This window comes from Enterococcus mundtii, assembly GCF_003957375.1.
Taxonomy (GTDB): domain Bacteria; phylum Bacillota; class Bacilli; order Lactobacillales; family Enterococcaceae; genus Enterococcus_B; species Enterococcus_B spodopteracolus.
Map to the genome: position 1 here is coordinate 1684134 of NZ_CP025473.1, position 14458 is coordinate 1698591.

General features: G+C 38.9%; 11 protein-coding genes and 1 tRNA gene. 2 read left to right on the forward strand and 10 right to left on the reverse strand.

Features of this window, described 5'->3' with window-relative positions:
- Positions 1 to 12: 12 nt before the first annotated feature.
- From CYK55_RS08250 to rpmG, 7 genes are all read right to left on the reverse strand, one after another.
- A complete protein-coding gene (locus tag CYK55_RS08250) occupies positions 13 to 696 on the reverse strand; it encodes a response regulator transcription factor (RefSeq protein ID WP_034687679.1) in 684 nt (227 codons plus the stop codon).
- Positions 674 to 3298 carry a sensor histidine kinase gene (locus CYK55_RS08255; RefSeq protein ID WP_126134176.1) on the reverse strand — a complete coding sequence of 875 codons (2625 nt, stop codon included), beginning with the start codon at positions 3296 to 3298 and terminating at the stop codon, positions 674 to 676. The genes CYK55_RS08250 and CYK55_RS08255 overlap by 23 nt, the downstream gene beginning before the upstream one ends.
- A gap of 27 nt (positions 3299 to 3325) precedes the next feature.
- A complete protein-coding gene (locus CYK55_RS08260) occupies positions 3326 to 3847 on the reverse strand; it encodes a potassium-transporting ATPase subunit C (RefSeq protein ID WP_034687681.1) in 522 nt (173 codons plus the stop codon).
- Between the two features lie 36 nt (positions 3848 to 3883).
- A complete protein-coding gene (kdpB, locus tag CYK55_RS08265; RefSeq protein WP_126134177.1) occupies positions 3884 to 5914 on the reverse strand; it encodes a potassium-transporting ATPase subunit KdpB in 2031 nt (676 codons plus the stop codon).
- 15 nt (positions 5915 to 5929) lie between these two features.
- A complete protein-coding gene (gene kdpA, locus CYK55_RS08270; protein ID WP_126134178.1) occupies positions 5930 to 7606 on the reverse strand; it encodes a potassium-transporting ATPase subunit KdpA in 1677 nt (558 codons plus the stop codon).
- Between the two features lie 304 nt (positions 7607 to 7910).
- Entirely contained in the window at positions 7911 to 8402 is a 492-nt protein-coding gene (locus CYK55_RS08275; protein WP_034687688.1) for a dihydrofolate reductase, read from the reverse strand.
- Between the two features lie 82 nt (positions 8403 to 8484).
- A complete protein-coding gene (rpmG, locus tag CYK55_RS08280) occupies positions 8485 to 8649 on the reverse strand; it encodes a 50S ribosomal protein L33 (protein ID WP_373865805.1) in 165 nt (54 codons plus the stop codon).
- Between the two features lie 217 nt (positions 8650 to 8866).
- Between rpmG and CYK55_RS08285 the strand changes: the two genes are divergently transcribed.
- Positions 8867 to 9313, forward strand: coding sequence for a DUF2188 domain-containing protein (locus tag CYK55_RS08285; RefSeq protein WP_126134179.1), 447 nt, complete (start codon positions 8867 to 8869; stop codon positions 9311 to 9313).
- Between the two features lie 126 nt (positions 9314 to 9439).
- Here the strand turns inward: CYK55_RS08285 and asnB are convergent, their stop codons facing one another.
- Complete coding sequence (asnB, locus tag CYK55_RS08290; RefSeq protein WP_034687692.1) at positions 9440 to 11335, reverse strand: asparagine synthase (glutamine-hydrolyzing); 1896 nt, start codon at positions 11333 to 11335, stop codon at positions 9440 to 9442.
- A gap of 653 nt (positions 11336 to 11988) precedes the next feature.
- On the opposite strand from asnB, the gene CYK55_RS08295 reads away from it, so the two are divergent.
- Positions 11989 to 12549, forward strand: coding sequence for a hypothetical protein (locus CYK55_RS08295; protein WP_126134180.1), 561 nt, complete (start codon positions 11989 to 11991; stop codon positions 12547 to 12549).
- A gap of 787 nt (positions 12550 to 13336) precedes the next feature.
- Here the strand turns inward: CYK55_RS08295 and CYK55_RS08300 are convergent.
- A tRNA-Ser gene (locus CYK55_RS08300) sits at positions 13337 to 13424 on the reverse strand.
- A gap of 329 nt (positions 13425 to 13753) precedes the next feature.
- Entirely contained in the window at positions 13754 to 14320 is a 567-nt protein-coding gene (locus CYK55_RS08305; protein ID WP_034687698.1) for a TetR/AcrR family transcriptional regulator, read from the reverse strand.
- Between the last annotated feature and the right edge of the window lie 138 nt (positions 14321 to 14458).

Below are 14458 nucleotides of genomic sequence, written 5' to 3' on the forward strand. Positions count from 1 at the left end.
GTTTGTCGATTACTAAGAATTTCGGTAATCACGTAACCGATAGCCAACGCCGATCTCAGTGATCAAATATTCTGGACGAATGGTATTTTTCTCGATTTTTTTCCGAATGTTTGACATATTCACTCGCAACACTTGGGAATCTGTTCCATAAGGCCCCCAAACTTCTGATGTTAATACGCGATAAGTAACGACCTTCCCAAGGTGTTGGAATAATACGAGCAAAATGCGATATTCATTCTTAGTGAGATGGATCGGTTCTCCTGCTTTGGTTAACAGCTGGCTTTCTGTATCCAAAGACAATTCCCCATTCGTGATGACTGAAGGTAACTCCTCTTGTTTACGATGACGAAAAGCGGTTCTGATCCTAGCAAGTAATTCATTCATCCCAAAAGGCTTAGTGACGTAATCATCCGCACCAAGATCAAGCGCTTTGACTTTTTCATGCTCGTTGTTTCGCGCAGAGATCACGATCAACGGCGTAGCCAGTCGTTTACGAATGATTTTCAATAATTCGATGCCATCAATATCTGGCAAACCTAAATCGAGCAAAATCAAGTCAAAGGAATCTTCTTGGAACACATGCAAAGCTTCCATGCCAGTTATGGCAATCGTAACGTGATAATGTTCTTTTGCCAACACGACCTCCATAAAATCAGTGATCGTTGGATCATCTTCAATCAATAGTACTTTCCTCATGTAACCCCACCTCCTCACTCTTGTTCAAATCGATGCGAACCACTGTTTTCCCTTCTGATACAGCCATCTCTAATTTCCCATTATGGGCATGGATAATGGTTTTTACAATACTTAATCCAATGCCAAGCCCATTTTTTGAATCGATTGGTACTTCTTCTTCATTGGATAGATTCATCTGGATTTTTTCATATTGCTTCAATGAGATTTCACCCTCATTCTTCACTTCACAAATGACCTGTTGGCCCTCTTGAAACACGCTGACTTCTACTTGCCCTTGTGTTGCTCCATGACGAAACGCATTTTCCACCAGATTGAACATGGCTTGCTCAATCAAGATAGGGTCAACTTCGACAAATAAAACCGCTGTCGGTAAATGGACCAATAATTCCTTGTCAGGATAAACTTTTGTGACATGTTCATAGACTGCTTCAATGATTTCCTCAATCGGCTCTGTTGTTTTTTTCACTTGCATCGTGTCCATATTGATCCGTGTGATCGACAACAGATTCTCCACCATTCGAATCAACCATTGGGATTCTGTCTGGATATCAGTCAGCAATTTTTGGCGCGTTGCTTGTTTCAGCTCTTCATCTGTTTGAAAGAGTGTTTCTGCAATCCCAGAAATCGCAGTCAATGGCGTACGCAAATCATGGGAGATCGCACGTAATAAATTACTGCGAACTTTTTCACGTTCATTTTCTAACTCAATTTGTTCTTTTTCATTCTTGAGCTCTGTTTGTTCTAAGATAACAGCAAGCTGGGTCAACACTAACCGTAAGTAGTTCAATTGACTATCCTCGATCGGAAGCCCGCGACTGCGACGAATCCCTAACACGGCTAGCGTCTTACCATTTGCGACAATCGGTAAATAAAAACCTTTTGCACCACTTAATGTATCCGTTCCATAACCAGAATCTTTTTGATTTTTAGCCGTCCAATAAGCCACTGCTGCTTCTTCTGGATGATCGAGTAAAAATAGGGAATCTTTTGGTGTATATTGACTTAGCTTGATGGCATGTTTATCAAAGAAAATCACTTCCCGATCCAATAGTCTGCCTAAATAAGTGGCAGATAATTCAACGATTTGTTGCTGGTCTTCTGCTAAAACAAACTGCTTGTTCAGTTCATACAGAATTTCCATCTGTTGTTCTTTTTCTCTGGCATGGACAGCCTGTTTTTTCAAACGAACCATCAAATTACTGATCATCAGTGCAACAATCAGCATGATGACTAAAGTAATCGGATAGCCTTGTTTGTATACAGTCAAGGAATACAGCGGCTCGACAAAAAACCAGTTGAAAGCCAAGACACTTAAAATTGAAGATAACGCGCTCCAAAAATAGCCGGAGGTCAGACGAGCAACGAGTAAAATAAAGAAAATGTACACTAACATCAAGTTTTGATCTCCGAAGTGAAGATATTGCATCACCTCAGTCAAAAGCGTTGCTACGAATACACAAATCAATGAAATTGCAAAATCTTTTCCTCCCCCTTCCACTAGTTTCTTGGAATGGGAAAGGAGGGTTGAACGTTTTTCTTTATAAGGAATCAAGTGAAGTTCAGTTTCTGGCAATCGTTTGAGCAGTCGAACATCCAGCTCTTCTGAAAATAATCGCTCCGTCCACGGTTTCGCCAAATTTTTACCGATGATCAAATCGGTTGCGCCAACCAGTTTAGCATACTCGACGATCGTTTCAAATGAATGATCCTCCTCGATCACCACGACTTCTGCGCCAAGTTTCTCCGCTAAGTCATTCGTCCCTTGTAAACGATCATCGGAACGAATGTATAGCACGATCCATTCTGCCCCCAAGCCTTGCGCTAACCGAGCAGTCCACCGAATACTTTTCTCAGCCATTTTAGGGAAAGCATCTTGAACGATTGTGATCAATTTACTTTGGACACCATTTGTTTTACCGATCACACGATTGATATGATCCGAAGCCCGTTGGATCGCTAGACCACGTAACTGCTCCAATTTTTTAGGAATAAAGAAGTGCTGCAAGGCGCGTTTTGCATTTTCATTAGCATAGATTTTCCCTTGCGCTAAACGATCGATCAATTCATCTGGTTCCACATCGATCACCTTCAATGTCGCCTGTTGGAAAAACGTATCCGGAACCGTTTCTTTTACTTCGATTCCAGTCACTTCTTCAACGATATCATTCAAGCTTTCAATATGTTGGACGTTGATCGTTGTATGGACATTGATTCCCGCGTTCAATAATTCTTCAATATCTTGATATCGCTTGCGATTTCTTGATCCTGGCGCATTACTATGGGCTAATTCATCGATCAAAACGATTTCTGGCTGACGTTTGATAATGGCATCAATATTAGGTTCACTCAAAGTCAGCCCCTTATACGTCACTTCTTTTAAAGGGATCTGTGGTAACCCTTCTAATAATTGATTCGTATCCGGGCGATCATGCGGTTCGATGTAGCCTACCACAATGTCTTTACCTAGTAAGCTAAGCTCTTGTGCTTCCGCCAGCATCGCATAAGTCTTGCCGACTCCCGCCGCGAAACCAAAATACACGCGTAGACGTCCTCGGCTTTTTTCACGCTGGTGTAACATTTCTGAAACATCCTGTCTTTCCATCTTTGTTTCTCCTAACCCCTCTGCCACCTACATGTTATCAAGTGACAGATTCAATTCAAGCACGTTGACAAACATTCGATCTGAAAACCAATCCTTCTGTGCTTTTTCCTGTATTATAGCACGAATCTTAGTAACGTCTTCTCCCCGCTCTTTAGCGATACGAGACACTTGACTTTCTGCGGCTGCCACACTGATATGCGGATCAACACCGCTTGCAGAGTTTGTGACTAGATCGATTGGGATCTCCATAGTTTGATCGTTTTGTTGGGCCAATTTTGTTTTATTTTCTACTAATTTCTTTTGCTCCAATGAGGTTGGTGAAAGTTGGGTCACGTCTTGCCCTCTTCCATTAAAATAAGCTGCCTGTTGAAAGGATTGTCCAATCAACGAAGAGCCGACCATCTTCCCTGAAACAACTCTCTGACTGCCATTGGCTTGATGGGCAAAGAAAAGTTGACCGATACCAGTAACAGCGACGGTGTATAGCCCGCCAAGGACTAGTATGCTGAGGAATAAAAAACTAAGCTGTGCTCTAAGGATCTTTTTCATAGGTGAATTCCTTCTTTCTGCAAAATGTCTTTCTTTTTATATTAAGAAAAAACTCAAAGCGAGATCGATCACTTTGATGAATATGAATGGGGCAATTAAACCACCTAATCCATAGACCAATAAATTATGCCGCAAAATCTGACTAGCAGGTTTTTCTGTATACTTGACTCCTTTTAACGCTAAAGGAATCAATGCGACAATAATCACTGCATTATAGATAACAGCCGATAAAATCGCTGTAAGAGGACTACCTAGTGCCATGATATTCAACTGGGCCAATTCGGGATAGATCCCATAAAACAAGACTGGGATCACAGCAAAATATTTTGCGACGTCATTTGCAATACTAAATGTGGTCAAGGCACCTCTAGTCATCAATAATTGTTTACCGATACGTACGACCTTCAATAGCTTCGTGGGACTAGAATCTAAATCAATCATATTGCCTGCTTCTTTTGCTGCTTGTGTCCCTGTATTCATTGCCACTGCCACATCTGCTTGTGCTAATGCTGGCGCGTCGTTCGTTCCATCACCTGTCATTGCTACAAGATGTCCTTTTTCTTGATAGTCACGAATAAGATTCATTTTATTTTCAGGTGTTGCTTCTGCGAGAAAGTCGTCGACTCCCGCCTCAGCCGCAATCGCCGCTGCTGTCAAAGGATTATCTCCTGTGATCATGATAGTTTTGATCCCCATTTTACGCATATCTGCAAAGTTTTCCTGTACGCCATTTTTTACAATGTCTTTGAGATAAATGACCCCCATCACTTGATCATTTTTTACAACCACCAAAGGAGTTCCGCCAGCTTGGGCAACTTTTGCAACGATTTGATCACATTCTTCTGGGTATTGTCCACCACGTGCCTGCACATATTTCTTGATCGTATCGGCGGCACCTTTACGGATCTGATCGCCACGATAATCCATGCCGCTCATGCGGGTTTGCGCACTAAAATCAATGAATTTCACTTCGGATTTTTCAAAAATACGTTCCCGCAAAGCAAATTTTTCTTTAGCTAAAATGACAATACTACGGCCTTCTGCCGTCTCATCTGCCAAAGATGAGAGTTGTGCTGCATCAGCTAATTGTTGTTCTGTGACGCCATTGACAGGTAAGAATTCACTTGCCCGACGATTTCCTAAAGTAATCGTTCCTGTTTTATCTAACAGTAATACATCAACATCTCCCGCTGCTTCGATGGCACGACCACTCATTGCGATCACGTTTTCTTTCGTTAACCGACTCATTCCAGCAATTCCGATCGATGAAATCAATGCACCGATCGTCGTTGGCGCTAAACATACGAATAAAGCAATGACAACGATCGTCGCAATCGGCGCCCCTTTCCCTGACAGCTGACTACTGAATTCGGTAAAAGGAACTAAACTAACAGAGACCGCTAAAAAGATGATCGTTAACGTGATCAAAAAGATTTGTAACCCGATCTCATTCGGGGTTTTCTTTCGTTGAGTTCCTTCCACCATCGAAATCATTTGATCTAAAAAGGAGTGTCCATTTTCGGATGTCACACGAATCACCAGGTAATCAGAAACCACCGTCGTCCCACCAGTAACGGCACTTCGATCGCCCCCTGATTCACGGATCACTGGCGCTGATTCCCCTGTGATGGCACTTTCGTCCACGGAAGCAGCTCCTTCGATCACATCACCATCCGCCGGAATTTGTTGACCCGATACTACGTATATCAGATCCCCTTTTTTGAGATCAGAAGATTTGATCTCAATAAATTCTTGGTTTTCAATATCTTCTAAGCGATTGATCTTATAAGTGATCACTTCTTTTTTCGCTTGCTTCAAGCTATTTGCCTGCGCTTTTCCGCGACCTTCTGCGACTGCTTCGGCAAAATTTGCAAACAACAAGGTAATCCATAACAAACAGGTGATCGTTATAGTAAACCATAAAGGCACCGTTGTTTGCTCAAAGCAAAGGATCGTCGCTAAGATCGCTCCGATGTAGACCATGAACATCACTGGGTTTTTGATTTGTTGTCTTGGGTCTAATTTGACAAAGGCTTCTTTGATTGCCCATACATAAATAGTTTTCATTTGATTTTACTCCTTCTAACTTAAGGTAAAATGATCAGCGATCGGACCTAACGCCAAGGCTGGTAAAAAGCTTAATGCTCCGACAATAAGGATAACAATCATCAACATAGAGATGAATGTACCGTTCGTTGTTGAAAGTGTTCCATCATTGATCGCGATCGTTTTCTTTCTTCCCATGTTTTCAGCCAAAAACAAAATAGCAACGATCGGAATGTAGCGAGAGCACAACATCAAGACACTTCCTAAAAGATTTAGAAACGGTGTATCTGCCGACAACCCACCAAATGCACTCCCGTTATTATTTGCTAGAGAAGTCACATTATAAAGCAACTCACTAAATCCATGAGGCCCTTTATTGGTCAACCAAGTTAAAACATCAGGATGCAGCGAAACGGCCATCGTACCAAATAATGTCAATAATACCGGCGTCAAAATCACTAAACTAGCCATTTTGATATCAAAAGCCTCGATTTTCTTGCCTAAATATTCTGGCGTACGCCCGACAAGTAGCCCAGCGATAAAAACAGTCAGTAGTAGAAATGCCAACATGCCATATAATCCACTACCCACACCACCAAAGATAATCTCCCCTAATTGCATCAAGAAAAGCGGGATACCACCACCGAGAGACGTAAAACTGTCCAACATCGCATTGACGGATCCATTCGATGCTGCTGTTGTGCTAACAGCCCATAAACTTGACCATCCCACACCAAAACGTACTTCTTTTCCTTCCATATTCTGTGAACCCAGTACATCCGTAAAAACGAGTCCATGATATTCACTAATTGCTACACCTATAAAAGCTGCAAAAAGAAAAACAAACGAAACGATTAGAATCGTTCGACCTTGTTTCCATTCTTTGACCCAGTAACCAAAAGCAAAAATCAATGCTGTAGGGATCAACAAGATGGCGAGATTCTCGATGAAATTAGAAAAGATCGTCGGATTTTCAAATGGATAAGCGGAATTGGCACCAAAAAATCCACCACCATTGGTTCCTAATTGCTTGATGGCTACTTGACTGGCCACAGGTCCTAGATATAACCATAAAGATTCTCCAGATAAACCAGTGTAAGACATCCCATGACTAAACGTTTGAACCACGCCTTGGGAAATCAGAAGTACAGCGGTAATTAATGAAAGTGGTAAAAAAATGTAAAGCAAACTACGTATTAGATCTTGCCAAAAATTGCCCAATTGGCTTGATTTCCTTTGAACGATGCCGCGGATCAATGCACAAAGAACCGCTAAACCTACAGCTGCTGACAAGAAATTTTGAACAGTCAAACCAAGCATTTGCGTCGTATTCGACAGTGTCAATTCTCCCGCGTAGGCTTGCCAGTTGGTATTTGTCACAAAACTAACTGCTGTATTCACGGCTAAATCAAATGACAGATTTTCCACGCCATTATTGCCAGGAAGCCAACCTTGGACCATCAATAACCCGGTTAAAAATAGCAAAGAACAGATTCCAACACCCAACACATGCGCTAAATAACGCTTCGCCGTCATTTTCCTTTGACTCTCAGGACCTATCAATTGATAAAAAAAGCGTTCGATTGGTTGGATGAAACGTACATATTTTGGTGTTTCCCCTGTCATGATCAACTTGATGTACCACCCAAGAGGTGCGGCTAAAACAAGTAGAATAAAAAAGAAAAACAACCCTTGAAATACTGCACTCATCATTGCTCTTCCCCCTTAAATAAAAACCAGAATAGATAAGCTAACAAAATAATACTGATACAACCTAAAAATAAGATCATTTTCTTCCTCTCCTTTGTTTTCATCATAGACAAAGGACTATAAAGATAGTGTTAATATTCAAGAAATTTCTTTATATGTTCTTTATACAACATAAAAAACAGCTAAATCTTAAGGAGCAAAGCTCGCTTGACTTAGCTGTTTCTCTATAAAAAAAGATGCGCCCATGATCTTGAACATCTCCTTTTATTTCTTTCAATCATCCATTTTCTGCATCAATGATCAGAGCTTACTTTCTTACCCATTTTTGAAAACGATGGGCATAATGGTTTTCTTGATCCGTGATACCGATATGTTCTTCTGCTAGTTCAAAATCACTAAAGTCGATCTCTCCAATATACGTATCTCCCTCGAACTCACCATCGATCAGTGTTCGCCAAATAATCCCAGTCTGGGGCAAAAGTTCTTGAAAGATCCGACTTCCACCAGAAACATAAATATCTTCTGAAACAGTCTCAGCAAAAGCCAATAATTCATCGATCGAATGCATGACTTCTGCATTTTCTTTGACCTCAAAATCTTTTTGGGTAGTCAACACGATGATGTGGCGATAAGGAAGAGATAGGTCGCCCATGCCTTCATATGTTTTACGCCCCATCACTAATAAACGATCCACCGTATGTTCTCTGAAAAAACGCATATCATTTGGCAAACGCCAAGGCAATAACCCATCTTTACCGATCAATCCATTCTTGTCTTGGGCCCACATGGAAATAAACATTTTGAATCGCTCCTTTCATCTACTACTTGATTATACTAAAAATAAAAAAGCTTGGGTACAGACCCAAACTTTTTTAGACATATTATTTTGTTTCGCGGTGCAAAGTAACTTTACGTTCGCGTGGGCAATATTTTTGCTTTTCCAAACGATCAGGATTGTTACGTTTGTTTTTGTTAGTTAGGTAGTTACGTTCTTTACAAGAAGTACACTCTAAAGTAATGTTTACGCGCATGATTTTCCCTCCCATTTATACTAGAATCCTCTAAGATGACTCTCAGACTTGATTATCTTACCATGATTTTTATCAGATTACTAGCCTTTTTCACGATTTTGTTAAGTAGTTCTACTTGACGAGCAAAAAACAAGCACAGCAAAAATTGAAACAGATGATTTTTCTTTTTACCAAGTTGAGATTACACTTGTTATAGTAGTAAAATCAATTATTCTTTTAGGAGGACTTAGCTATGCCTTGGAATATGAAAGATTTTCCACCAGCCATGAAGAACTTAGAAGAGTTGACTAAAAAGAAAGCAATCGATATCGGCAATGCGCTTTTAGATGAAGGTTATCCTGATGATCGAGCAATCCCGATTGCGATCAGTCAAGCGAAAGAATGGGTTGAAAGTGCAGATGAAAAAGAGAAGAAAGCTTTCTCAAAAGAGAAAAATCCACAAAAAAAGGACAAGCATGAGAGCAATCCGCGAGCGGCTAAATTATTAGACGCTACAGTCGAAGTCAAATTCGAAGAAGATCATTGGATCGTTCGCTCTAAAGGCGCTGAAAAAGCAAGCAATCACTTCGATCATAAAGAAGACGCCATTGAAAAAGGAAAAGAAGTAGCTCGTAATAAAGAAACATCCTTGATGATCTATAAAAAAGATGGCACATTTGAGCGAGAAGTCCATTACTGATTGTATACTATCGTCCCTTTGAATAAAAAATCAACTCATTCCGATTGACGGCAAAAAACGAAGAGTCTGCCCATTATGGATCGGCACTCTTCGTTTTTGCGTTCAATAGAAACATTGTTGGATCGTCTAAACTGTTACATATTGGATTGGTTCAGCTTGGGGAATCGTTTCATCCACAAAATAAACTTTGTACCACGTCAAGAAACTGAAAATCGTCCAAATCTTACGTTGTTCTTCACTTCTACCTTCATGATGATCATCAAGTAATTGGATGATTTTAGCTTGATCAAAGAACTCTGTCGCAAAATCAGCTTCAAATAATTCTTTTACTTGGTGATAGCCATGTTCTTCTTTCAGCCAAGCTTTGATCGGTACAGGGAAACCAAGTTTTACACGATTTGACCATTCTTCAGGCAGATGCTTGTTCGCAGCTTGTCTAAAGACATCTTTCGTATTGTTTTGATTCAATAAATACTTACTTGGGATTTGTTGCGCTAATTTCATTACTTCGATATCAAGAAGTGGTACCCGCACTTCCAGTGAACTTGCCATTGAAAGTTTGTCGGCTTTTAACAAAATATCTTTTGGCATCCATTGGTGTAAGTCAACATATTGCATCTTGTTAATCTCGTCTTGGATTCCTTCAGTTTTTGCATAATGTTCTGCCATGATTTCTTTAACTGTTGGGGCTTGTTGAAATTCTGGCGTCAACAGGTTGGCCGCTTCGTTTTCTTCAAAGATCCGTGCATGTCCGATAAAATATTCTTTGGCAGGCGCTAATGATTCATATAAATGGATCCTACCATGGAAATTACGCATCTTGCCGATTTTTCTACCTAAGTTATAGCGAGTACCTTTTGGTAATTTTTTCAATCCTTGAGCAATCACTCGGATAAATTTTGAATTTGTGTGGAAGCCATATGATTGATAGCCAGCAAATAATTCATCTGCCCCTTCGCCAGATTGAACGACTCGTACACTTTGTGCCGCAAGATTCGCTAAGAAATACAACGGTACACAAGATGGATTAGAATCTGGTTCATCTAAATGGTATTGAATCAAAGGGAAAGCCTTAAAGGACATGTCTCCATCAATGACAGCTGCGGTGTTATCCAAGTCAAGCATTTCTGTTAATTTACGTGCCTCGATTGCTTCATTATAGGTTTTATCATCAAAGCCTATTGAGAAAGAATGGTCTGGTTTCAAAACAGAAGTCACATAACTTGAATCGACCCCACTTGATAAGAAAGAGCCAACTTCCACATCACTGATCGTGTGTGCTTCGATCGATGCTTTCACTGTTTCATCAATTTGATCGATCCATTCTTGACGGCTTTGTGTGCCTTTTTCTTCAAAGTTCGCATCCCAATACTGTTGGATATCCATGTGGCCATCTTTGTAAGTGAAATAATGACCTTCTGGTAAACGATAGACGCCTTTAAAGAATGTTTCCCCATTTAAAGGAGAATATTGAAACGTCATATATGGTTTCAATGCTTCCCGATTCAATTCTTTATTGAAATCTGGATGTGGTAAAAAACTCTTGATTTCAGAACCAAACATCAAAGTTCCGTTCATTTCAGCATAGTAATATGGTTTGATCCCAAAATGGTCTCTTGCACCGAATAATTCTTTTTTCTCATTATCCCAAATCGCAAAAGCAAACATTCCACGTACTTTTTGCAATAACTCAGTTCCCCATTCTTCATAGCCATGTAATAAAACTTCTGTATCTGCATGGGTTTTAAAAATATGACCTGCATCGATCAATTCTTTTCTAAGTGGTTGATAGTTGTAGATTTCTCCATTAAAAATAATGATTTTTGTTTGGTCTTCATTGTAAATGGGCTGTGTGCCCCCTTCTAAGTCAATAATACTTAGACGTCTGAAACCCAAAGCCACATCACGATCAATGTATTCACCGGAACTATTCGGTCCACGGTGAATGATGCGATCCATCATGTCATTGATGATTGCTTTTTTATTATCTTTGTCATTAACAAATCCTACGATTCCGCACATTTATTTCACATCCTACTAAAATTACTATTCCATTATTATGTCCACATGAATCTTATCACAGGAAGGCATTCAGAATGAATGATTTTCACTCTTACAATTTCGTCACATGAAAACAAATAAAATGAAAACTCTCTATCTTTAAAAAAAGTAGACTCAACAATTAATTTAACATGTTTTATCCTAGGAAGCTACTGGATTCTTCTATAGTTTACAAATATTTCATGTTATTCATAAATAGGGAGATTTTTGTAGACATATATCTTCAAAATAACAAGCGATTTCATTTTCTATTTCAATCTAAGATTTTCTTTGCTTGCGCTTTGATAGAAGGCTTTTTATCCATCTCTGTCTTTTACGTCCGCATGTAAGAAAATCATCATGCGTGAAAAAAAAAGTACGTTATTCTGTTTGGTAGAAGTGAGAACTACTTGGCATAATATTAAAAAAACTTTTTATTCGCCTCTTATTTCATTTGAAAATAACTAAGTATCTCTTTGCACTACCTGCTTCACTTTATAGAATAGGTAAATTTCAAGAAATAAAAACCAATATACAATAACTATAACCTGCTATCAAATCACTTGACGAAAAAACGAATTTCGGAGATGCTCAATCTAAGAACATATTTTATTTTAAAGTTAGGAAGGATGAACATGAAAATCGGAAAAGTATTATTAGGGATATTGTTAGGGGTAACAACTATTATTGGGGCATTTATATTAGGTATCATGCTATTCCCGTTATTTGCACCAGAAATTCAAAACACGACAGTTCAAGAAACCACGAAAACTTCACAGACAAAAAGGACCGAACGTTCATTAACCACGACAGAAACAACAAGCCCAAATGATCAACAGCTAGTAAATCAAACAACTCCACAAGGACAAACCCAAGATCCAATTTTGGAAAAGGCATTAAACACACCTGCTACACCATTGAGCGCCTTTAGCTCAGATCCTTATGATTGGGATTTAAATCAAGCGAATATTACGAACGGCACCGCTCAGTCTATCGGCTGGATTCAAGCAGAAGACTCAACTGGAAGAATAGAAGTTGAATATCACTGCTTCGCTTGCGACACGAATTGGAACGGCAGAAATTACGCCTATGAATGGAATGGCCAAACAACGACGACTAAAATAACTCCTTTTACAATCGTTGGAATACCTTGTGAACATCAAAAATCCTTAAAAAATCATGGCTATATTAGTTGATTTCAGATAAATAGAAAATCTATATAAAAAAGAGAACAGAATACTTGAATACAAGAAAGCAAGCGCACAAACCAAAAAGACTACACCGTCGTTTAGATTTCTGCGCTTATCTTCTTGTAAATAAATTTTTATCGTTTACTAAAGTAATGGACTCGCCGATTTTCATATCGCAATAAAAAAAACCACTTGAAGCTCGATGATAAAAATCAAAATCGGCAATCACTACTTTTATACAATTTTTTCTTCTATCCTGCTTATTTCAAGAATTTTTTAAAACAACCTCTTCCATCCTAACGAAAAAATAATCCTCATGTTCATTCAACCTTCCAGTATAATTTAAATATCAATGTGCAAGACATTGAAATAAATCAGGGTGGTAGATATAGATGGCAATTTATTATTTTAACAAAAAAACAGATGCGCGAGGAAATCACGAAGTCCACGTGATCTCATGTACGCATTGTCCAGAGGATGCACTTTTTATTGGCATATTTTCTACATGTGAAGAAGCCTTACATAAAGCAAACACAACCCACTCATCTAAAAGTTTTGATGGTTGTTCTCATTGTTGCAAAGACTGTCATAGCGGTTGATTTTCAAGGGATAGCTAGGCTGTTCCTTATTGTTTCTTTCTTTTACAGAGAACTTTCTTTCTACATGAATCGGTCATATTTGAAAATTTGCAAATTACATAAAAGGAGTACCAAAAGGGGAGTCAAAAAATATTTCAGGGTAAAAAATCAACAAAAAAGACACGACCTAAATCGTGTCTAAACGTTGGTATATAAGGAAGGTACGGGATTTGAACCCGTGCACCACATTACTGCGGCTCGCCGGATTTCGAGTCCGGTGCATTACCACTCTGCCAACCTTCCATGCCTACTATTTTTAATCTTTTTTCTAAAAATGTCAAGAGGTATTATGCACTCCTGTTAATCTTATTTGTTTTGTAAACTGGTCATTTAAATACCGCAACAGTTATGTTTAAATCCGAAAACACTTTTCAAATTACATGATTGGAATAAAATAGCTTACGGGACATTCGTCCTCTCACCATCAAAAAACGAATAAACGGCGTTAACAGTAGAAGTAACCCCTTCGAAAGTTAAGACGCCATCCACTAAAATTTGAAGCACGTTTTTCGTGGATAGCGCCTTATTTCTCGAGGCTAAAAAACTTCTGTCTCAACCTCATGATGTTGTAATTAGCGTATTTTTTCTGGATTTTCAATTGCAAGTACAGAATCGACCGTCGTTTTGATGATCGAAATGATTTGCTCTTCTGTAGGATGCATGATACTAGAAGACATCAATGAAGCAATACCAGTGATGGTTACCCAAGTACCAGTATGAAGCGCATCAATATACGCTTCCGATAAATCTTTATATCGGGCGTCCTCTTTTAATAACTTACGGAAATAATTATAAGAAAAATCATGCATCTTTTGACCATTTCCATGTTCATCGATATATAAAGCCATGTAAAGGCTATGGTTTTTCTTAGCGAAATAAATATAATTCAATCCTAAATCGATGATTTTATCTCCTGTACGCTCTACAGGAAACACTTCTTCTTCTAACTGTTGGAAGATGACATCTAATAGCGTATTTTTTAAATCTTCCATGTTTTTGAACTCTAAGTAAATCGGTTGGGTCGATATCCCCATCTTTTTCGCGATATTTCGTGCAGTGAAACCTTTAAATCCTTCTTTAGCAACCACTTCATATGCAGCTTTCAGAATTTGATCCTTCGTATAGACTTTTCTTCTCATAATAAACTCCCCCACTTCATGCTACAGTCTCTGTTCTTTTATTTTAACCGATATTGATCAATTATTGCAAATAATATACCTAAATTGTTATATTTTAAAGCATATATGTGTTTTTTATTGGTTTTCTCAATTTTCTAA